General features: G+C 45.2%; 12 protein-coding genes, 1 tRNA gene and 1 pseudogene. 7 read left to right on the forward strand and 7 right to left on the reverse strand.

Going from position 1 to position 23,034, the window contains the following annotated elements; genetic code table 11:
* Positions 1-159 precede the first annotated feature (159 nt).
* Together H6H02_RS25005 and H6H02_RS25010 are read right to left on the reverse strand one after the other, a co-directional pair.
* Positions 160-333, reverse strand: a complete 174-nt coding sequence (locus tag H6H02_RS25005; RefSeq protein WP_190822900.1) for a transposase family protein — start codon at positions 331-333, stop codon at positions 160-162.
* A gap of 70 nt (positions 334-403) precedes the next feature.
* Positions 404-679 (reverse strand): annotated as a pseudogene (locus H6H02_RS25010) (glutathione S-transferase N-terminal domain-containing protein); the annotation flags it as partial.
* 156 nt (positions 680-835) lie between these two features.
* On the opposite strand from H6H02_RS25010, the gene selD reads away from it, so the two are divergent.
* Positions 836-3,124 (forward strand): selenide, water dikinase SelD, encoded by a 2,289-nt coding sequence (selD, locus tag H6H02_RS25015; RefSeq protein WP_190822902.1) that lies wholly within the window; start codon positions 836-838, stop codon positions 3,122-3,124.
* 6 nt (positions 3,125-3,130) lie between these two features.
* Here selD and H6H02_RS25020 read toward each other — a convergent pair.
* Positions 3,131-3,217 (reverse strand) — tRNA-Ser (locus H6H02_RS25020).
* A 523-nt stretch (positions 3,218-3,740) separates the two neighbouring features.
* Here H6H02_RS25020 and H6H02_RS25025 point away from each other — a divergent pair.
* The 5 genes from H6H02_RS25025 (at position 3,741) to H6H02_RS25045 (ending at position 12,782) form a co-directional block, all read left to right on the forward strand.
* The gene (locus tag H6H02_RS25025; RefSeq protein ID WP_199329573.1) at positions 3,741-5,078 is read left to right on the forward strand and encodes a hypothetical protein; all 1,338 of its coding nucleotides are present in this window, start codon (positions 3,741-3,743) and stop codon (positions 5,076-5,078) included.
* Between the two features lie 227 nt (positions 5,079-5,305).
* Positions 5,306-6,769: a DUF3131 domain-containing protein gene (locus H6H02_RS25030; RefSeq protein WP_190822904.1), complete on the forward strand. Its 1,464-nt coding sequence runs from the start codon at positions 5,306-5,308 to the stop codon at positions 6,767-6,769.
* A 3-nt stretch (positions 6,770-6,772) separates the two neighbouring features.
* The gene (locus tag H6H02_RS25035; RefSeq protein ID WP_190822906.1) at positions 6,773-9,655 is read left to right on the forward strand and encodes a DUF3131 domain-containing protein; all 2,883 of its coding nucleotides are present in this window, start codon (positions 6,773-6,775) and stop codon (positions 9,653-9,655) included.
* Between the two features lie 570 nt (positions 9,656-10,225).
* Positions 10,226-12,217, forward strand: a complete 1,992-nt coding sequence (locus tag H6H02_RS25040) for a glycosyltransferase (RefSeq protein WP_190822909.1) — start codon at positions 10,226-10,228, stop codon at positions 12,215-12,217.
* A 241-nt stretch (positions 12,218-12,458) separates the two neighbouring features.
* Complete coding sequence (locus H6H02_RS25045; protein WP_190822910.1) at positions 12,459-12,782, forward strand: STAS domain-containing protein; 324 nt, start codon at positions 12,459-12,461, stop codon at positions 12,780-12,782.
* 38 nt (positions 12,783-12,820) lie between these two features.
* Here H6H02_RS25045 and H6H02_RS25050 read toward each other — a convergent pair whose 3' ends face one another.
* On the reverse strand, positions 12,821-14,038 hold the full coding sequence (locus H6H02_RS25050; RefSeq protein ID WP_190822912.1) for a SpoIIE family protein phosphatase: 1,218 nt from the start codon (positions 14,036-14,038) through the stop codon (positions 12,821-12,823).
* A gap of 244 nt (positions 14,039-14,282) precedes the next feature.
* Here H6H02_RS25050 and H6H02_RS25055 point away from each other — a divergent pair, with 244 nt between their 5' ends.
* Complete coding sequence (locus H6H02_RS25055) at positions 14,283-14,699, forward strand: anti-sigma regulatory factor (RefSeq protein WP_190822914.1); 417 nt, start codon at positions 14,283-14,285, stop codon at positions 14,697-14,699.
* Positions 14,700-14,704: 5 nt separating this feature from the next.
* On the opposite strand, the gene H6H02_RS25060 is transcribed toward H6H02_RS25055, so the two are convergent.
* From H6H02_RS25060 to glyQ, 3 genes are all read right to left on the reverse strand, one after another.
* A complete protein-coding gene (locus H6H02_RS25060; RefSeq protein ID WP_190822916.1) occupies positions 14,705-19,015 on the reverse strand; it encodes a response regulator in 4,311 nt (1,436 codons plus the stop codon).
* Positions 19,016-19,292: 277 nt separating this feature from the next.
* Positions 19,293-21,572, reverse strand: a complete 2,280-nt coding sequence (locus H6H02_RS25065) for a ComEC/Rec2 family competence protein (protein ID WP_190822918.1) — start codon at positions 21,570-21,572, stop codon at positions 19,293-19,295.
* Between the two features lie 356 nt (positions 21,573-21,928).
* Complete coding sequence (glyQ, locus tag H6H02_RS25070) at positions 21,929-22,840, reverse strand: glycine--tRNA ligase subunit alpha (protein ID WP_190822920.1); 912 nt, start codon at positions 22,838-22,840, stop codon at positions 21,929-21,931.
* Positions 22,841-23,034: the final 194 nt, after the last annotated feature.

Consider the following 23,034-nt stretch of genomic DNA (forward strand, 5'->3'; position numbering starts at 1 on the left):
TCAAAGGTACGTTTGTCTTTTTGCTGAACTAGCAGCTTTTTTAGAGTTTCAGCTTCTTCAGTAATCTCAATTTTGACAACTCTGACCATCTTGACAACCCTGATAACTCACTCGAAAAGGAGCTTTAATCAATTATGCCATTATTAAACCCAACTGGGATTATTCATCGTGATAAGCTTTCAACCAATCCCCAATCGCGAGAAATCCACGATTCCCAGCAACAACTGCAAGCGTGAACAAGGCTAGACAGAGCGCTTGATTATGGCGTTGTCCCGCCGTGCGTCGAGTATCAGGCAGTTCTGCAAAGGCTTCAACAATGGCAAGCTGAGACATCCGGTATCGCATTATCGCTGAGACGGCTTCACTACCATACCAATTACTTAATTAGAATGAAATAGCCCTGCACTTGAAAGCGAGATTTTTTTTCTGTAGGTAAGAATCTTCCAGTTTTCTCTGCTAGGTAGATCAGGATAGCACCCGACTCAAAAACTGCCATGCCAGTGTCTTGGTCAACAATCGCCGGAATCTTACTATTTGGATTAATTGCGACAAATTCCGGCGTAAATTGCTCTCCCTTCGTGATGTCAATCTTATGGACGTTGTAAGGAAGCTCGACTTCCTCCAACATGACAGAAGCTTTGCGCCCGTTCGGTGTCGTGAAGGTGTAAAGGTCAATCATGAGGTTAAATGTTCAGTTTTTCCGTTCCACAAGGTAGTGTAACTTGAAAATTGACGGCGCGATACGTGCTACGCACTTTGCCAGCTCTGAATTAACTCCCATGATCTATAGGGATGGCATCTCGTTACTCTGGAAAATTTAAACACTGGCTTTTCAATGCAGGTAATATCTCCAATTGTTAAAGATTTAGTGCTAATTGGTGGCGGACACAGCCATGCCATTGTGTTAAAAATGTTTGGCATGAAACCGTTACCGGGAGTACGACTAACACTGATTACAGACACTTCTCATACGCCCTATTCTGGTATGTTGCCCGGTCATGTGGCAGGTTTTTATGACTACGATGAAAGTCACATCGATCTACGTCGCCTTGCCCAATTCGCCCAAGCGCAATTTTATCTTGACCGAGCGATTGGTCTAGATTTAGAAAATAATAAAGTCATCTGTGCAAACCATCCAGATGTTGCATTTGATCTGTTATCAATTGATATCGGCAGTACCCCAGCCACAATATCTATACCAGGTGCAGCGGAGTACGCTATTCCGGCTAAACCTGTAGCAAAATTATTAAGTGAATGGGATCATCTGCTGAAAAGTGTTGCAGAAACGCCTGAGAAACCGATACAACTTAGCATTGTAGGTGGAGGTGCTGGTGGAGTGGAACTGGCACTGGCAATGCAATCTCGCCTGCATCAATTTTTTGAGCATTCCCAGCAGTTTCCAGAAAATCTAAAAATCCATCTATTCCATAGCGGTGTTGAGCTTTTACCGAACTATAAGCGCTGGGTGGGTCGGCGTCTTCAGAAAATTTTGATCCAGTGTGGGGTTGAGTTGCATCTAGAGGAAAAGGTGTGCGAAGTTCAACCGCGCAAGGTTATTTGTGAGTCTGGTTTAGTGGTTGAATGCGCTAGCGAGGGAACTCCTGCTGAGTGTCGCGTTTTTTGGGTGACACAAGCATCGGCACCTCATTGGCTGCAAGCATCTGGATTGGCTACCGATACTAAAGGTTTTGTCCAGGTAGATGATACCTTGCGATCGCTCTCTCATTGCCAAGTTTTTGCCACTGGTGATATTGCCACGATGATTCATCATCCCCGTCCGAAAGCAGGAGTTTTTGCGGTGCGTCAGGGGAAGCCACTATTTAACAACCTGCGGCGGACGTTACTGGGGAAACCACTCAAACCGTACAAGCCGCAGAAACAATATCTTAGTTTAATCGGTACAGGGGATGGTCAAGCGATCGCTTCCTGGGGAGCTTTTGGTTGGGAATCCCGCTTGTTTTGGCACTGGAAAGACCGCATCGACCGCCAATTTATGGCACGCTTCCACAACTTGCCGGAAATGTCAGCCGTCATCCCATCCCCAACCCCCAACAGCCAATCCCCAATCCCTAATCTCCCAATGCGGTGTGCTGGTTGCGGTTCTAAAGTCGGTAGTACAACACTAGAACGAGTCCTGCACCGGATTAAATTAGAACACCCTGAAATTGGTAATCGTGACGATATTCTAATTGGACTTGATGCACCAGATGATGCCGCTGTAGTCAAGGTGCCAGTAGATCAAGTGATGGTTCATACCCTAGACTATTTCCGCACTCTCATTAATGACCCGTTTATCTTTGCTCAAATTAGTGCCAATCATTGCTTAAGCGATATTTTTGCAATGGGTGCTACTCCTCAGAGTGCGTTGGCAATTGCCACCATTCCCTACGCCTGGGAAGAAAAGCAGGAGGAAACCCTTTATCAACTGTTATCGGGTGCTGCCAAAGTACTTTACCAAACGCAAACACCCCTGGTAGGTGGACACACGACAGAAGGAGCAGAACTAACTTTTGGGTTATCCTGTAACGGCTTAGCCTATCCCAATCAGCTGCTGAGAAAAGGCGGTATGAAACCGGGGCAGGTGCTAATTTTGACCAAAGCACTAGGAACGGGAACTCTATTTGCTGCACAGATGCGCTTGCAAGCAAAAGGACGCTGGATTGATGGTGCAGTCCAGTCGATGCTGCTGTCAAATCAAGCAGCCGCTAAGTATTTATTAGAACATGGGGCTACTGGCTGTACGGATATTACAGGATTTGGATTGGTGGGGCATTTGCTGGAAATGATCCAAGCATCTCAGGTGGCGGTGGAGTTAGATTTAGAAGCCATCCCAGTTCTAGAAGGTGCCTTGGAAACGCTGCAAACGGGAATTGTGAGTTCTTTACACCCGCAGAATTTACGGGCATCCCGCCAAATTAGCAATTTATCAGCAGTTAGCGATCGCGCTACTTATCCTCTTCTATTCGATCCCCAAACCTCTGGCGGACTCTTAGCTGCGATTCCAGATGAACGCGCTGATGCTTGTGTCGCCTCACTCCAAACCTTGGGATATACCCACAGCCAGATAATTGGTCGCGTGACGCCACCAAATCAAGGCGTTCAGCCCATCTCACTAATTGTCTGAATTCAACGGAGAGGAGAGGATTTGAACCTCCGGTGACGTTGCCGCCACAACTGATTTCGAGTCAGTCGCATTCAACCACTCTGCCACCTCTCCAAGCGCTATCTTTATTAACCAAAGGTTAATAACTCAGCATTATTAGTATATCCCAAATTCCGCCAATCTCTTCTGCCCAACGAATAATTTCCAGTAAAGCATCATCTCCCCACTGGAGGTAATCGTCACTGCATATCCATTTATTATCAAGGCAGGTTAAGTAGTTTCCATTCTGGAGAGGATTCTGAAAAACATTATTGGCATCGGGTAGAGGCTTTCGCTTTCGGTAAATAAGCTATCGAAAAAAAATTCTTGCTGAAATACTCCTTACCCCTCTAAAACCGTAAAAATACGGAGGCTATTTATTTGATTGCGGGTGAATATTTTAAAAGTAAAATTATTCCTCTTCGAGTCTAAATCATCTTTTGGAGCGGTAATGTCCAACAGTATTTTGTAAAATCTTGTTTTTTCAATCTCCTAAACGGTCATAAAAAAGATAGAAAACTTATGAAGTCATGCTAAATTTTGCTTGTGCTTAGTTTACCTGTCGATCCATAAAATGTTTCGAGATAAACTTTAACTGATGGCAAACCGATCCCAAAGTTATATTTCTACCACGTCCCCTAATTTGTATATAAATATTCTCTTCAGATTCCTACAATCTCAATGGATAGTAATTGGAAGTTTAGGGATTTGGATATTAGGGGTAGATAAGTTGCAAGCTGCAACGGAGAATTCTGTTTCTCCGCAACAGGTTACAAGGAATTCTGTTTCTTTTCAAGTGCTGAAAAAGGGAAATTTACCCTCAGAAGTTACTGAAGCGATTACCCATGTAACTGGGCTGGAAAACCTTCACTTACCCACTGACAGCAACGGTGAAGGTTCCTCGATTGAATCCCCCGCTCAATTAAAATCACTTGAACCACAGCCTTTTTTAATGGCTGCGCCCCAAAACTTCAATCCTGAATTGCGATCGCCGCCGCCACCACCTCCTGCACCGCCACCACCGCCGAAGGTAACTCCACCGCCTGAATCTAGCGAACCTGAGACACCTGTTGCAGTTTTAGAGAATCTTCAAATAGATTTTCGTAACGATACAGATAATTTTAACCAGCGCAATCAGTTCATTGAACCAACCGCGCAGTTTCGCCTGATGAATGGCAATAGAATCCGGCTCAAGACGGGTTTTAATTCTTTTGAGCAAAAGGGTGTGGAATCGATTACCAATATTCCGATTCAAGTGGGATGGGAGGGGAAAATTGACCAAGTGACAGTGCAAACAGCAGTGGGCGTTGACCTATTCGATCGCCTGCCAACCGCTTTTAATTTCAATGCTAAAGTAGACGTTCCAATTCGACCGAATGTAACGTTATCAGGCACAGTGGAACAGGGCCCCTACAAGTTCAACGCCCAAACTTTGGAGAATCAAATTACAGCTTGGCGATTTGGACCTAATTTGTACTGGCAGATCGATCGTCACACCAGCTTGTTCTCCCTGCTTCGCTTTGGCAGTTACAACGATGGCAATTTTGAGCAGCAGTCTTTTAGCAGGTTAGAACGTAAATTTGGACAGTTTTCTGTGGCAGCTAACCTATTTAACTGGAGTTACACGCGCGATCGCGAACAAGAAAGTGGCTATTTTTCTCCCCCTGATTTCCTGGTTTACAATGCCGAGCTGGCTTGGCAGGGAGATATATTCGATTTCTTGAGCTGTCGGTTAGCGGCAACGCTGGGACAGCAGCGACTTAGAGGAAAATTCGATAATGCCAATACCTATCAAGCTCGCTGCACCGCTAAGGTGTCGCCCAACGTTGAGGCAGACTTGGGTTACGCCTTCTCGAACGTCCAAAATCGAGATACTGACGGCGGAAGTTCCTACAACAATAACTCCTTGACAGGGCAACTACGGGTCAAATTTTAGAAGTTGTCTTGCAAATTAGCCCAACAGGTAACTCTCGCTACCAATTTCTCAAAGCTCCCCAATCTCGAGCGATGTGGGAGGGTAATGACAATCAACTTCTGCCAAAAAAATTTCGCTCCTTAGTTAGTGAGAGTAGAAAACTGGGAATTATAAGTACGAGCAGTAAAGACTGTTGGCTGAAGTAGCAAACGGCAAGGACTAGCTTTCATAGTGAGGTTGTATTACTGATGAATTCTGATTTCAAACCACCACCCAGAGGTTTGTCTATACTGGCTGCTGTCGGAGGTGTCGTAACAGCATTTATAGCGATCGCAGGGTTGCAGATGGTTTCTAACCACCTTTCTAAAAGGGCTACCCTTGTTGAGTCTCCTGCACCCGCTTCCCCTGTCGCTTCCCCTGAGTCCTCAGATAATGCGATCGCTTTGGCTAAACTAGATGCTCAATCTGTGCAAGTTCCGGGTGAAGCCGTTACCGCAGCTCAAATTGCCGCTACAAAAACTCCTTATGTAGCATCTGGCGTGGGAAGCTTGACGCCACAAGAAACAGAAATGGCTCGTCAGGCTTGGTCGTACTTCCAGAATAACTGGAACGACAAGACAGGTTTAGTTAATTCAGTGGATGGGTTTGCGTCCGTGACGATGTGGGATCAAGCGGCTGCGATCGCTGCTTTGATCAGTGCTAAAGAATTAGGGATTGTACCGGCGGCAGAATTTGAAGCCAAGATGAGCCAGACGTTAAAAACACTGGCGACGATGCCCTTATATAGGGGGGAATTACCGAACAAAGTTTATAACTCGAAAACCTTAGTCCCGGTTAATTATGGTCAACTGGATAAACGAGAAGAAATTGGCTGGTCAGCCCTCGATTTAGGGCGGCTGGCTTTGTGGCTGAAAATTGTGGGAACGAAGTATCCCCAGTTGAAAGATGAAACCGATGCTGTCTGGAAGCATTGGAAAGTTGCACGTCTGACTAAAGAGGGTCAGATGTACGGAACCAGTGTTGTTCAAGGAAAAGAACAATACAACCAAGAAGGGCGTTTAGGTTACGAAAATTATGGAGCATACGGGTTTAAGTTGTGGGGCTTAAATGTAGATAAAGCTCTCGATTATCAATCTAAAGTTGCGTTTGCCAATCTCTACAAAGAGGGAATCCCCTACGACAAACGCGATTACAAAACCTCCGGCGCAAATAATTACGTTTTAAGTGAACCGTATATTTTGGACGGCATTGAAACCGGATTTCAAGCTTTACCTAAAGCGTATGCAGACCGGATTTTAGCCGCTCAACAAGCTCGCTATCAACAAACAAAACAGTTGACGGCTGTTACAGAAGATAACCTGGATCGCGCTCCTTATTTTGTTTACAACACTCTATTTGTGAATGGAGAACCTTGGACAGCGATTACAGATACCAGAGAGCGGCATAATAATCTGCGGTTTTTGAGTACTAAAGCTGCAATTGGTTGGCACGTACTTTACAACACTGATTACACCCGCCAGTTATTTGATTTTGTGCAAAGTAATCTGAAGTCTGACAAAGGTTGGTACAACGGCTTCTATGAATCTTCAAAGAAGCCGAATAAGTCTTTGACGGCAAATAATAATGGCGTTATCCTTGAAAGTTTGCTCTACAAAAAAGTAGGCAAACCACTGACGGTTTGGGCAGGCGTGAAAACTAAAAACGAAAAGTAAAAAATGAAAAGTTACTTTCAACGCAAAAAATCAAGATTGATTGCCCTATTCTTGGCAGGAGCCGTTTCCCAGTCAGTAATAAACATTTCTCTTCCACAGCGATCGCTTGCTCAAACTCCACCGTCTTCACCGAGTGCTTGTACAAAAATTTCTGCACCGTTAACGCCAGAAGAACAAGTTTACGCTAAAACAGCTTGGCAATATTTCGTCAATAACTATCAGCAAAATACGGGATTTGTCAATTCAACGGGAGGATATCCTTCCGGTACTCTCTGGGATAGCGGTAATTACTTAATGGCGCTCAATTCAGCGCGTTGGCTGAACTTAATCGACCAAGGAGAATTTGATTCCAGACTCAACAAGTTTTTGACAAGCTTGAGCGGACTAAAATTATTTGAAGACGCCTTACCCAATAAAGTCTATAACGCCGCAACCGGACAGATGGTTGATTATGGTAACAATCCCCTCGAAAAGGGCATTGGCTGGTCTGCATTGGATATTGGTCGCATATTAGCTGCATTTCACGTCATCCGGACTTGTCATCCTCAATATGGGGATTGGATGAAGGGAATTATCGCTAAGTGGCAGGTAGGAAGAAGTCTCAAAGATGGACAGCTTTATGGTGCAACAGTTCTCCCCGATAGTAAAACCTTGCTGGTGCAAGAAGGACGCTTAGGCTACGAAGAATACGCCGCTAGAGGTTATGAACTCTGGGGTTTTAAAGCATCAAAAGCAGCGTCTTTTGAACCCTTTAAGTTTGTCGAGGTAAACGGAGTTAAAATTCCGGTTGATACTCGCGACTATCAAAGCACCAATGCCAATAACTATGTCGTCAGTGAGTCTTATATTTTAGATGGCATTGAATTTGGCTTCCAAGGTGAGATAGCAGATTTTGCTGCTAGAGTTTTGGAAGTGCAAAAGCGTCGCTTTGAGCAAACGGGTCAACTCACGGCGGTGACAGAAGATAACCTGGATCAAGCGCCTTATTTTATTTACAATACGGTTTTTGCAAATGGGGTTGCTTGGGCACCGATTACGGAGACAAATGAACCCATTCCCCAGTTTCGGAGTATTAGCACCAAAGCGGCATTTGGCTGGCGCTATCTTTACCCAGATAACGCTTATGCTAAACAAGTTTTTGATGCGGTGAAGGATTTGCGGAGTCCAGATGGTGGCGGTTTCTATGCGGGACTGTATGAGGAATCCAAACAACCGAATAAATCCTTAACTGGAAACACCAACGGGCTGATTTTGGAGATTTTGTATTACAAAGCCAGAGGAAATCGTCCGCTAATTGGATCGAGTGGCGTAACGGTTTCAACGGGACAACCCGGCGCGGGTTCTGCGGAGGCAGCATCTTCGACTCCCCCTGCTTCCAGTTCGCAAAAACCCTCAACACCAGCACCAACAACCGCTTCAGCGGGACAACCGAGTGGGGGTTCTGCCTCTACAGCACCGTCAATGCCTGCTTCAACTCCTGCGGTGAGTGCGCCTACAGCAGTTGCCGTCGCACCCATTCCCTCTGTTGGCAACCCCGCTTCCTTCTCCTCCCCAAAACTAGCTAGACCTTTGACAGTGACGGAACGGCGCTATGCTGAGGCAGCTTGGGGCTACTTTAATACCAATTATCAACCCTCAACGGGGTTGGTGAGCGATCGCCGCGACATGAAAGCTGCCACCTTATGGGGATTGGGGGATTATCTCTCCGCAATGCAAGCAGCGCGATCGCTTGATATTATTTCAGCCAAAGAATTTGACGATCGCACCCGGCTTTTCTTAGGTGCTTTAGCCAAATTACCTTTATTTGCCGGAGAGTTACCCCAGCGAGGTTACGATATTCGCACCTTGCAACCCATCGATTATGGTGGAAACCCGGTGTCAGAAGGAAACGGCTTTTCGGGGTTGGATGTCGGGAGAATGCTCACAGCCCTTTATAACTTAAAGAGCTACTATCCCGAATACACCAAAGCCGTCGATAATATTGTGCTGGATTGGTCTTATCTACGAGTCGTGCGAGATGGGATGCTTTCTAGCGCGACGGTAGAAAAGGACGAACAGGGGCGAGTCCTCACCCGCGTCAATCCTGAAAACCGCTTGGGTTATGAAGAATATGCTGCCCGTGGGTTTCAGTTGTGGGGATTTGAAGTAGATCTTGCTGCGGTTGGGGGTAAGTATCAAACGGCATCAGTGGACGGTGTGGCGGTGCCAATCCAACGTCAGCGTCCGAACGGAAAGACTGAGGAAAATCAGTACACCGTAAGCAATCCGTTTGTGCTGTATAGCTTAGAGTTTGGTCTCGATCCGCAAATGCGATCGCTTGTCGAACCCATGTTCCGAGCGGAAGCAGAACGCTATCGTCGCACCGGAAAATTCAGCGCTTCAGCCACGACTTTAATCGACCAAAAGCCTTACATCGTCCACAACACGATTATTGGGCGCGGTCAAGCTTGGGCAACCCTCGGCAATGATGGAAAACCGATGCCCGATGCCCGTGTAGTTAGCACTGCAACAGCTTTTGCCTATCGCGCCTTATTTCCAGACAACGAATATGCCCGCGAGTTGTGGCAAGCGACGATTGACCTCTATAATCCCTCGCGTGGCTACTACGAAGGCTTTTATGAAAAAACAGGCAAAACGGCAACGGGCTTGACTGGTGGCACCAACGGCTTGATTCTGCAAGCCCTGCTGTATCAAGTAAGCGATCGCAAACCTTCGATTCGTCCAATTACAGCCGCTAACTCCCCCTGGTGGCAAGCAGTTTCTAAAGGAAATTCTGGTCGCGGTTTACCTACCTCTGCTACTCAGAAACTCCGGTTAATTTCAGATTCCACTGGCACTTACTGGATTTCTACCGACAAAGCGACGCGCCCAACCGCTGCGAAATAACTCAACTGCAATGAAGGAGATGGACATCTATAAATTGAAGAAACACCTAACTCCCCAGATTGGGGGATTAGGTTCTTCCGATCCGAAAATTATTGCTCTTAGCCCCCTTTTCAAGGGGGCTAGGAAATCTGTAAATGGTGAAATATCGCAGATACAAATGCTTTGAACAATCCACCCGTAAAACTATCCAAGTCGATAGTTTTACCTTAAAAACCGGCGAACCCACTTGAAACGATTCTGGGGCTACTCAGTTACTTCAAGAATGGCTATTATGTGCTTTCAAGACATCGGATTAGACTCGGTTGAACCCGTCAAGTTTTCAAATTCAAATCTTGTCAATCTCTAAGTAAAAATATTCGGTATTACTGGTACATTAACAATTACCAAAGAGGATTATTTCAATGTGACTAGCTTTCACAAGAAATTAAAAAATTATTGCGTTCATGTTTAGGCAACGAACCCACAAACAAAGCAGGTAAGCACTGAAGAGATAACTGATTTTAATAAAAGGTATAATCTTTTCGTCCTTTGCATCTTCTACTATCAATTACCTAAATACAGAGTGCCTTAATGACTCCAGCTACCATTGTTGAGAACTCATCCAACTTTTCCGGCAACAGCATTTCTTACTTAAAAAAGAGAACCCTACTCTTTCGTTATTTAGCAGAAATCAACCTAATTTTTGGTGCCTGGTATCTACAATGGCGGATCGGACATTCTATTAATTTTGATGCGCTGTGGATTGCTATTCCCTTACTGATTGCAGAAATTTATAGCTTTTTTGGCGGCGTCATGTTTGTGATTGGGCTGTGGCGTCCCCTATCCAGACAAGTCAAATCTTTAGATAAACTGACTCCACCTCTACCCCGCTCCGAATGGCCTACAGTTGATGTATTCGTGACGTGCTACAGCGAACCAGCTCAAATGGTGGAGGACACCGCAAGGGCAGCGCTAGCAATGGATTATCCGGCAACAAAGCTGCGAGTTTACGTTCTGGATGACGGCAACTCACCCGAAATGCGGGCGATGACAGAAAGGTTGGCGATAGAAGATTTGCAATCGCCCTTATTGCAGCAGGAAGCGGAACGACTGGATGCTGAGCGATCGCATTCAGTGGCGCGGTTAAAAGAACTAGAAAATTTGACGCCTGACATTCAAGCCGCCGAACAATATCTGCAAGCGCCTTCATCCGATGAGGCAAACAATTCTCAGCCGCCGTTAGGGAGATTGTTGCAGAGTTTCCAACAATTTGTTTCTGGGCTAGATCCGAAGCATCCCAGTGCAAGCGATCGCTTGAAAATCGAGAAGCGATCGCTTCAAGAAGCCATCGATCAAAAAGAACAGGAACTCGCCGATCTGGCTCGCTTTCGCTACATTGCCCGCCCTAAACCTAAAGATAGACCCCATCACGCGAAAGCAGGTAACATCAATCACGCCATTTTTTCTGGGGAAACTTCAGGAGAATTTATTCTCACCCTGGATGCCGATCATATCCCCAAGCCGCAATTTCTCAAGCGAGTCTTGCCGTATTTTTATGCCTATAATCTCTTCAACGGAAAATACGAGCAAAATCGAATTGCTTTTGTACAAACACCCCAGGATTTTTATAACATTCCCCCTGGCGATCCCTTCGGACATCAAGCGCATTTATTTTATGGGCCGCTGCAAGAGGGTAAAGATGGCATGAATGCCGCTTTCTATACAGGAACTAATGCACTTTTACGGCGAGAAGCTCTAGTTACTGTTGGACTGCAATACTTTTCTGATGAATATTCCAAAGATGAGAAGCGATTAGATGAATTTGAATTAGTTGGGGGCGTTTCCAGCAACAGTATTACCGAAGATATGAATACAGCCATGCGTCTGCACGCTGCTGGCTGGAAATCGCTCTATCACAACGAACTTTTAGCAGAAGGTTTAGCCCCCGATGATTTAAGTTCTACTTTGAAACAACGGTTACGCTGGGCGCAAGGAACGATTCAAGTCCTGGTGCGGGAAAATCCTCTGACTAAATTCGGGCTGAATTTTTGGCAACGGCTGCAATATTTCCAAACGATGTATAGCTATTTCTCTGGTTTTGCCACCCTGGTATTTATTGCTTGCCCAATTATCTATTTCTTTACAGGAATTATTCCAGTTAAAACCTATGGTCCAGATTTTGCTCTCCACTTTTTCCCTGCATTTATTATCAATCGCTTAACTTTCTTAGCTGCTACTTGGGGCATTCCCGCCAGAGAAGTTTGGCGTTCCGAGCAATACGCGATCGCTCTATTTCCTCTGCTAATCCAAGCTGTGTGGAGTGTATTGACAGGACGCCCGATTAAATTCCAAGTTACACCTAAGCAGCGGCAAGCAGGGATTTATCTTCGGCTGGTTTGGCCCCAATTGCTAGTCTTCGCCCTCACCATCCTAGGCATCCTGTGGAGCCTCTACCGCTTTGTAACTGGCACTTTAGACGAGCCTTGGGTTCATTTGATCAACAGCGGTTGGGCAATTTATAACCTGGCGCTGCTATGGGCTGTTATCCGCGCCGCTGTATGGCAACCGCCTTCAGCCACCTAATTTATAGCAGTTCTCATTTGGATCAAATATAGAACCTAACTCCTATCCTTTCTGTTGTGAGGAAGAGAAAAGCCTCTCTTCGTGCTTCGCACCGTTAACGCTAACGTAGGAGAGGGGTTAGGGAGAGGTCATAACGTTCTAGTTAAAAATTGTATACCACCTTAGTGTGGCTCAGAACCACCATTACCGCTAAACTAAACAACAGTAAAGTAACAATCAAAATAACAGGAGATAAACATCAATGAGTTCTGCCGTCAAAGTTGTTCAACCTTCCGGGCTTTTAGATGGGATGAAGGGCAATCAACTGCGTCGCGATATTAGCGACGTTGTTGCTTCTGGAGCCAATATTGTGTTGATTGACCTTCAGGATGTAACCTTTATGGATAGCTCTGGCTTAAGTTCTTTAATATCAGCTCAGCGAATGGTGCGAACAGCAGGTGGTAAACTCTTTCTCTGCTCTATTAACGACCAAGCAAAAATGTTGTTTGAGCTAACAAAGATGAATCGAGTGTTTGAAATGTTTACAGATCGAGAGGAATTTAACAGCCAAATAGGAGCCAGTTAAGACGGAAGCACTGGGTCTTCATCTAACATCTGGGTGGTTTAACTAAAATAGACTTTTAGTAAAGACAAATCATCTTCAAAAATGTCTGTACAAGTCGCCCTTTGAATTTCATGTAATACTTGATAAACATTGGAGTCATCAGTTTGATGACAATCTGTTAGTACCTCAATCAAAGCCCGATTGCCCCAAATTTTGCCGTCAAACTGCTGAATTTCATAAGCGCCATCACTAAAGATGTATAAGGTACTGTTTTCTTCAATATCAGAGTACTTTTCCTCAAAATCTTCATCAGGCAAAATGCCAATCGGTAATCCTGAAAACCCTAGCTGTTTAACTTGGAGGGTTTTTGTAGATGTCCTTGATAGCAATACAGCCGGGGGATGTCCAGCAGTTGTGTAAGCAATTTGACGCTTGAGACGGTTATAAACTCCATACCAAATGGTGAAGTATTTCTCACCGTGGTCGCTCATTTGAAAGGAGTTATTGAGTGCTTTTAGGACGGCACTAGGTTGGTGAAAATTAGTGTTGGGTAGAGATTGCGATCGCAACACATTCAAAATAGAAACTGACAGCAGCGCCGAACCCACTCCATGTCCCGATACATCTAGCAGATAAAGGGCTAAATGGTTATCATCCAACCAGTAATAATCGAAGCAATCGCCTCCTAACTGCGTACACGGGCGATATATCGCCTCTGTAGTGACAGTACCTGTTAGGGGAGAAGGAAGAAGCGATCGCACGTAGTCGGCTGCTTCAGTCAATTCTGCTTCCAAAATTTGTTTTTGGGTTTGCAGGTTCTGGTTCAGTACCTGTAAAACTTGTTTTTGAGTTTGCAAATCATGATTTAGCGCCTGCAACTTTTGATTTAGTAGGTGTAATCGTAACCCTGCTTTCACTCGCGCTTTCAATTCCTCTATTTTATTATTAATAGGTTTGGAGAGAAAATCGTCCGCGCCTTTATTCAATCCCACAATCAGAGAATCCTCTTCTCCCGGATCGGCTTCCCGCGCCGTCAGCATCATGAAGAAAGTAGTTTCTAATTCTGGATCGGCTTTAATCCGGTGACACACCTCTAGTCCATCCAGATCCGGCATCAACCAGTCGCAGATAATTAAAGCAGGACGTATCTGTTTCGCTTGGGCGATTCCTTCTTCACCATTACTGGCGACCGTAACATCATACCCCTGAGTTTGGAGTGTTCTTTTTAATGCCACCCGGAGAGTAGGATCATCATCAATAATTAAGATTTTAAACATAAAGAGGAAATCAGCCTATTAACTGAAAACTTAGAAGTTGCTCAATCTTACAATATTAAAAAAAGTTTTAATATTGCCTTTTACAATCCAATATAGCTTAGCTTATAGTAAGTCTAATTTATAAAATAAGTTTTTCTCTTCTTTATAGCCGGGATTCGGTTTATTTAAGAATTAAGCATTTACCCATCAAATAGATGACGATATTTCTACTCCTTAATTCCTTGAACCCGAGGTCAATTGAAAATTGATTAACAAAATTCATCTTAAAATTAATACAGATTGTGCCACCTCAGAACAAATTATCTCCTGGTTCAATCAGCTAAATCAGCCCCCCATTTCTGACGTTAACATCTGGTGGCAGTGTCAAACCCTACTTCAAGAAGGTTTTACTAACGTTGTTGACCACGCGCACAAAAATTTGCCTCCTGACACTCCGATTGAAATTGAAGCAGTTAGGTATAGTCAATCTATCGAGATTCGCATTTGGAATCAGGGTTTACCATTTGACTTAGAGCAAAAATTAACAGAAGTATCCGATTTTGAGGACAATGATGCCGCACGGGGACGAGGTTTAAAAATCATGTCAAACCTTGCAGATAAGTTGTGTTACGAACGCATGCCTGACAATCGTAACTGTTTATTAATAATCAAAAATTATTAGTGTTTTCATTTTTTATTTTCTAGATAATCTTGAATGCGGTTTCTCAATCGTTCTAATTCTGTCAGCAAATCTACTGCTCCTTCCATCTGTTGTTGGTGAACCAGTTGTTCTAGTTGAACTGCTAATAGGTACATGGCTGTAGCTCCGACATTGCTACTAGAACCTTTGAGGTGGTGGGCTTCCCGTTCCAATTGCTGGAAATTATTACTTGCGATCGCTACTTTAGTTTTCTCTAAATGAATTGCCGCATCTGCAACAAACACTTCCAATAATTCCAGCTCAAATTCTGTATCGCCACTCGAAAGTTGATGGAGGGATTCCCAATCTATTAACGAATCGCCTGAATCAACATCTGTAGCAGACACAGCTTCCTCGGAATTAACAAATTCCTTTACTTGACAACTTATGTGACTCCATCGTTCTAAAATAGCTGCCAATTTTTCCTTTAATACAGGCTTACTCAGATAGTCATCCATCCCTGCATCTATACAACTTTGTTGCTCTTGTTTCATAGCATTCGCAGTCAGAGCAACAATCGCAGGACGACGATGACTGGCAAAGAAGCTTTCTGGACGACGATGAATCTCTTTTGTAGTAGAAAAGCCGTCAAGAATGGGCATTTGGCAGTCCATCAAAACTAAGTCATAAGGGATTTTTTCCAATAGCTGCAAAACTTCTTCCCCATTAGCAGCGATGTCAGCATCATAACCTAAGCTTTTTAGTTGCTTCAAAGCTACTTTTTGATTCACCACATTATCTTCAGCCACCAAAATTCTTAACTTATTTTGGGCAATTGTTAATGGGCAATTGGTAATAGCGGATTGCTGTTGAAGCGGGAAAATATTCTCTTTTTCCTGTGGTGTTCCCAGAACCGTCATTATCGTATCGAGGAGCCGGGAAGCCTTAATGGGTTTGACCAAATAAGCCGCAAATCCTATCTTAAGCGCCCGATTTACTTCATCCCCTTGGTTAGTTGAGGTGAGCATAATCAATGGGATGCTAGCCAAGGCAGTATTTGCCTTAATTTTTTCTCCCAGCATCATGCCATCTATTTCGGGCATTTGCATATCAATGAACGCAAGATCGTAGGATTTCTCCTGCTTCCAAGCCTCCTGTAAAGCGTTAAGGGCAGCGACTGCACTATCAGCCTCATCCACGTGTATTCCCCACCGGATCGCTTGATGGCGGACAACTTTCCGATTAGTAGCATTGTCATCCACCACTAATAAACGCCGACCCATTAAATCGATAATATGTGGAACTGAAGCAGCGTGTGAGAGTTGTTTGGTCAACGGAATCGTAAACCAAAACTTAGATCCTTGACCCATCTGGCTTTCAATCCCAATTTCCCCTTCCATCAAAGTTACCAGCTGTTTGCAGATAGCCAATCCCAAACCCGTACCGCCATACTTGCGAGTCGTGGAAGCATCGACTTGGGTGAACGGTGCAAAGAGTTTGCTGATGCTTTCACTGGGAATCCCAATTCCCGTGTCAATCACTGCAAGGCTTATGGTGGCTGTTGTCGCGGTTTCTGATACCAATTCTGCCTGCACAATCACTTCACCAGCGCTGGTAAATTTAATCGCGTTGCCAGCCAGGTTCATCAGAATTTGCCGCAAGCGACCCGCATCTCCCTGAAGATGGGTGGGAACGTTAGGAGACACCAACGCCGCAATTTCCAATCCTTTAGCATGAGCTTGAGGAGCCAGTAATTCTAAAACTTCTTCAATGCACGTAGCTAAATCAAAATCTAGAATTTCTAGAGCCATCTCCCCAGCTTCGAGTTTGGATAAGTCCAAAATCTCGTTAATCAGGGTCAATAGTGCATCACCGCTGAGGCGAACCGTTTCGACGAAATCTCGCTGTTCCGGGTTCAGAGGAGTTTCTAAAAGTAATCCAGTCATCCCCAATACTGCATTCATGGGAGTGCGGATTTCGTGACTCATGTTAGCGAGGAATCGGGACTTGAACTGCGAGGCTTCTATGGCGGCTTCTCTTGCTTCTACCAACTGATTAATTACATCAGTCACAATAACAATGCCACCAACACTGCCATCGGATTCACACCAAGGGTGGATTGCCCAACGCAGATAGACTTTAGAGCCATCTTTCCCCTCTAGTAAATCTTCTGGGTTGGAGATTGCTTCACCTTGAAGCGATCGCTGATAAACTGCTTTGCAATGTTCGGGAAGGTCTGGAAACACCTCATACTGGCTGCGACCAATAATTGACTGACCTTCTAAGTTGTAATCTACCAGCCACTTATTACTGTGGGCGAGATAGCGCATTTGTGTATCGAACATCGCCATCGCCACGGGTGCAGTAGTGATAATTTCTTGGAGTTGCTGCCGCTCTCTCTCCAAAGCATTTTGTACTAGCTTGCGTTCTGTAATATCCGTATCCGTTCCAGTCATGCGAAACATTTTGCCTGCGGCATCTTGGAACGCCGAGCCACGAGATAGAAACCACCGGATGCTGCCATTTTTATGCAGCCTGCGATGTTCAATCTCATACTGACCTGTTTGTCCTTCTAGATGTGCCTGCGTTACCTTCAACACTTGTTCTCGATCGTCAGGATGCACTAAAGAGCGCCAACCTGAGAGCGTGTTTGGGATATCAATATCTGTAAAGCCCAGTCCAGCTTTAATGGTTTGATCGATATAGACTTCATTTGTAGGAATATTCCAGTCCCAAACTCCTACCTCTCCCGAACTAACTGCTAGCTCATATCGTTCCTGGGTCAACCGTAGCGCCTCTTCTGCCTGATTACGCTCGGTGATGTCATTGCCAGTGCTGATGATATATTCAACCGCTCCCTGATTGTCAAAAAGAATCGTGTTCGACCAGTCAATCAGCCGACGATTGCCATTCTTCGTTACCCAGTAGTTTTCGTAATCCTTTAGAGGTTTGCCAGTTCGCAGTTGCTCGAAAACTGCTTTGACTGGCTCTACTTCTTCCGGAATTAAGAACAGGTTCCAGAAATGCCGACCCCTCACCTCATCGAACGAGTAACCTGTTGTTTCCTCGCAGGCGCGATTGAAGCGGACGATTTGCCCAAGGGGATCGAGAACTACGATCAAAGCGCTAGCTGTATCCAGGACAGCAGAGATAAAGTTACGCTCTATTTTGAGCGATTCTTCCGTCCCCTTACGTGAGATAAATTCACGGTAGATGAGGGAATAAACCCAAGCCAAAATCACAAAACTCAGAATGATCGCGATCGCCAGTGTCACAATCGTCTTCACAGCACTTGCTTTTGCTGCCACCGCCTGCTGCTGTAACAGTGCCTTCTGATCGTTCTCCATTTGGTAGATACCAGAGCGGATCTCATCCATGAGATCCTTTCCCCGATCTGTCTGAATCACCTGCAACGCACCTTCAAATCCCTGATTCTTCCGCAAGTCAATTGTGTTTTTAAGTTCAGCGAGTTTTGTTGTTATTAGAGAGCTAATCGTATCCAGCTGCCTGTGTTGGTTGGGGTTATCCGCCGTTAATTTGCTAAGCTGCTGAATTTGTCGATCAACGGTGGTAATAGCAGCGTTATACGGTTCTAGATAACGCGGTTTTCCGGTTAGGAGGTAGCCTCGTTGTCCAGTCTCAGCATCCTTAACCTGGGAGAGCAGTTCTTCAAGCTTGTTGATTTTGTCTTGAGTTTGTTCTACCCGGCGATTGTTCTCAATCAGTCCCCTTGTACTTTGGTACGAAATCATACCAATCAGGACTAAAATGGCTGACGCTAAGCCAAACCCTCCGGCAATCTGTTTGAAGAATTGCCTGTGTGTCTTCTCTGCCTGTTTTCGCTCTCCCGTAACGAGTGTCAGATTCGCTAAATTGCGCCTCAATTCCATTTGCTTAATCACTTGGCGACCAAGTAATCGCAATGCCTCTACCTGTTCTGGCGTAAGTTCCCTTGGTACGCGGTCAATTACACAAAGGGTTCCCAGTGAGTGTCCCTCAGCAGTCGTCAGTGGCGTACCCGCATAAAATCGTATATTCGGGCTGGAGGTGACTAGGGGGTTCGTCGCAAACCGATCGTCAGCTGTTGCGTCCGAAACAATAAAAACATCAGGTTGCACGATTGCATGGGCGCAGAATGCGTTATCACGAGGAGTTTCTAGCGCCTCCAAACCCACCTTTGACTTGAACCACTGGCGGTTGGCATCGATCAAACTGACTAAGGCGATGGGAGTTCCACAAATATACGAGGCTAAACGGGTAAGATCGTCGAACGCTTCCTCCGTCGGGGTGTCGAGGATCTTATATTGCAAAAGCGCCTCAATTCGCTCTGCTTCGTTATCAGGTAATGGTGCTTTCATCTTTGAGTCTCATCCCCCGCTCTTTGTCGTCACTGGAGACGAGCAAACAGGTTCTTTTGATTTAATCCTGACAACAATCTAACTAAAATCATTCGAGTCTCCAAGCATCCATTGTTGGTCTCCTGCTTCAGTTAGAATTCTGAAGCTAACTCACGGCTCAATCCATCGTTGAGCTTGACTCAGAAAATCTTACTGTCGCGATCGGGATAGTCTGAGTGCTAGGCCAGTTATCTGTTTAAGCTTTACCTCTACCCTCGAAAAATATCACTCCCCATTCCTAATAGCTCATCCCGACATCGTTTTCCGTTGCTTCCAGCGTTGTCTCAAACCCTCTACTAGGAGTCCACTGGATTGCTCCATCATGCTGGGTTGTATAGACTTGGGTGTTAAGTTTCCGCAGATTCTGTGCTGTTTCTGGATCGATGGTAGCGGATGAGGCGATCGCTACCTTGGGTTGGATCTTTTGCAATATATCAGCTTGTAAATTTTCTCCAGACCACCAAAGCACCTGGGCTGGAGGTAATTGTTTTAGAAGCGCTAACTTTCTTTCCTTTTCTTCTGGCTTAAAATTTCCCACCATTAACCAAATCTGGTTGCTGATTTGCAGTTGCACCACTGGTGGTTGGGTACTAATTAACTTGATGACTGAAGCTCCAATCGTTACACTCTGATTAATTGGCAAAGCCTGAGTTGGAATCTTCACGCCTAGAGTCGAAAGTTTACCAATAGAGGCAGTGTTAGCGTAAAAGCTTGATACCGGGAGTCGTTCCAAAATCTTAGACCAGCCATTTCTAGAACTAAGTTGAGAATCCGTTACCACAGCCCAGTCAATTTGATTAACACCCTGCTGTTGTAAAAAAGGCAGCACCGTAAAATTGGCTGTACTATCATCCCCACTATTAACCAGTGTGACTTGTCCTTTATCTTGAATCACCAAAACTGGCTCTCCCGGCGTAGAAAGCACCGTGACTCGAAATAAAGTTCCTTTTGTCTGCCAAACCGGAACAATCACCAAGCTGGCAGCAATTAGACCCGCAAACCACCAACGCCGACGCCACCATTTGCTGAGCGAAGCCAGAGCAATTAGTCCGTATAGAGTCAACAGTTGCAAAATAGAGATGGTGCCAACAGCAATAGAGTTTCCAGGTAACTGGGAAAAAAATTGCACTAGCAGAATCAGCCACTGACTTGGGTAATAGAGCAACCAAGCCAGGGCACTTCCTGCTAGTGGCCAGATCAATGATGCTAAGGCGCTGATAATTCCACCAATACTTATGATGGAGATTAAAGGGGTGCTGATTATGTTTGCCAGGATGCTGTAGGGAGATACCAGACCAAAGATATAAAGTTGTAGGGGTAAAACCCACGGAAAAACGGCTATCGGAAGCGCAATTAAGGATGCGATCGCAGGTGGCAACCAATCCAGCCATTTTGTAACCGCCGGTACTGCAACTAATAATCCCAAAGTAGCTAAAAAACTAAGTTGAAAACCTAAATCCCAAATCCATAAGGGATTAAACAACAACAAGAGCGTGGCAGCAAGTAGCAGTGAACCCAGCGGCTTCACCTTCCGTTGCATTGCTAAAGCAATTAATGCCCCAACTCCCATCACTCCGGCTCGAACTACAGAGGGCTGCAACCCTGTTAAACCTACAAAAACAAGTAGGGCAGTGAACCCAATCATAAATTGCGATCGCACCGAAAAACGCTGAGTTAGAGCCACCACCACACCCAGAATCAAAGAAATTTGAAATCCAGACGCCGCGAGGGCATGAGCTAAACCACTCTGGATAAATTTATTGCGAACATCGTAGGGTAAATCTACCGCCTGATTCCCCAACACCATCGAACTGACCAACTGACCCTTTGGACTACCTAACCAACGGACTTGAGATTGGATGATCCGCCGCCGGATAGTCCAAAATCCCCAGGGACGTTTTTCTGGTTCATTAACAAAGCTAACTTGACGTCCGCTGAGACCAACAAACCCACCTTCTCGTTTTAGGTAAGCTTGAAAGTCAAAGGCTCCTGGATTGGCAGCAGGCTTAGGTTTATACAAAACGCCAGTTACTGCTATTTCTTGACCCGGATATAAACCCGTTGCTTGCAGTAATGGCAAAGTCACGTATAACTTACCAGTCACCCCTTGACTAACATCAGCGGGTTTGTTGTTGCCGTTCTTGACCTCATTTAATTTTGTAGCTTCCAGCCAAAACTGCGATCGCTGACTTTGCGTCAGACGGGGCGGAGTCGCAATCTTGCCTTGAACTGTAACAATTTGCTCCTGCCCTCTAATATTTTGGGCAGACACAAACTTGCTAATGTTATTCGCCGCTGGTTGCGGCACTCGCACTTGAAAATAAAGTGCCGCCAGCAATCCAACAATTCCAGCCGCCAGCCACACTCTCGATTTCGGGCCTGTTCGCCAAAATCGGGGCAAGACAACAGCTGCCCCAATCCCTAAGGCTAGTATTCCGTACTTCCCCCAAGGCAATCCCGTAGAAAGCAAGCCTAGAATATAAGCCAAACTTAAAATGACGCCATTGGCTAAACTCATTGGATAGTCAAACTTATCTTGAAGACTAGTAAAGAGTACAGAAACAGCACATAAAGTGCTGGGCTTCCCAAGTAGGGATTGTGAACTGTCTGCAACATCGCTGGATTGTTCCCAAAACCATCATATAGATAATGCCATTAACAGCTAGCAATCCCAGCAAAATGGAACCCATTTTAAATGTGGACTTTCCAATATTGATGGCTGCTGCATTACCAGAGACAATAAGCGACTGGTATCGCCAGATGCTGTGACCAAAAGAACCCAGGTTGCAAGTTTGCCATAGTCAGCTCGACTTTTTTGAGCAACATCTGCATCCGTCACCATTTATCCGCACTGTTCGGCTAGTTCCCTTCTTGCTAGTTTTGAGCTACTGGTTCTTTAGGTTCTTCTGTGGCTTGTTGTACTTTACAGAGTGGAAATCCCAGAGCCTCTCGTTGCTGCAAGTACAGCTCAGCGACTCGTCGTGCCAATTTGCGAATTCTGCCAATGTAGCGCGTCCGCTCGGTTACAGAAATGACGCCTCTAGCATCCAGCAAATTAAAGGTGTGAGAACACTTCAAAACATAATCCAGGCTGGGTAAGACAAGTTCGCGTTGAGCTATTTGCTCTGCCTCCTGCTCGTACAAACCAAATAGAGTAAACAACAACTCTGGGTTGGATGCTTCAAAGTTGTAAACACACTGCTCAATTTCTCCCTGGAGGTGAACGTCTCCATAAGTAAGATCATCCGTCCAGTGAATTTTAGTCAATGCATCAACCTGTTGGAGGTACATGGTTAATCGCTCCAAACCATAAGTGATCTCAATTGAGACAGGTTTACAATCAATGCCTCCGCACTGCTGAAAGTAAGTAAACTGAGTGATCTCCATCCCATCTAGCCAGACTTCCCAGCCGACACCCCAAGCTCCTACTGTGGCATCCTCCCAGTTGTCTTCCACAAACCGGATATCGTGATCTTCAGGACGAATACCCAACGCCCTCAAGGAGTCCAGATATATCTCCTGGATATTATCTGGTGAAGGCTTAATCAAAACTTGATACTGATAATAGTGTTGATAGCGATTCGGATTTTCTCCATAACGTCCATCTGTGGGACGGCGGCAAGGTTCAACATAGGCAACAGCCCACGGTTCAGGCCCAAGGCATCTTAAGAAGGTATGAGGATTCTTGGTGCCTGCCCCTTTCTCAATATCGTAGGGCTGAGCGATCAGGCAACCGCGATCGCTCCAGAACTTATGCAATGTAGCAATCACCGACTGAAAATTCACAGATTCCTTTCCTCTGGCGTTCAACGCATAACCCATTGTGGCGCAAATGCTGCTCCCGTTGGGCTTTTGAGAAGTTTCCAAAAAAAATTCCCAAAACAGTTGACAGAAAGGGTTCGGGGTTGCTACATTAATAAAGCGGTCGGAAGAGCAAGCGAAAGTGAAGCGACACCGAAGCGCACCGAACCTAGAAAAGA

This window comes from Coleofasciculus sp. FACHB-1120 (assembly GCF_014698845.1).
Classification (GTDB): domain Bacteria; phylum Cyanobacteriota; class Cyanobacteriia; order Cyanobacteriales; family FACHB-T130; genus FACHB-T130.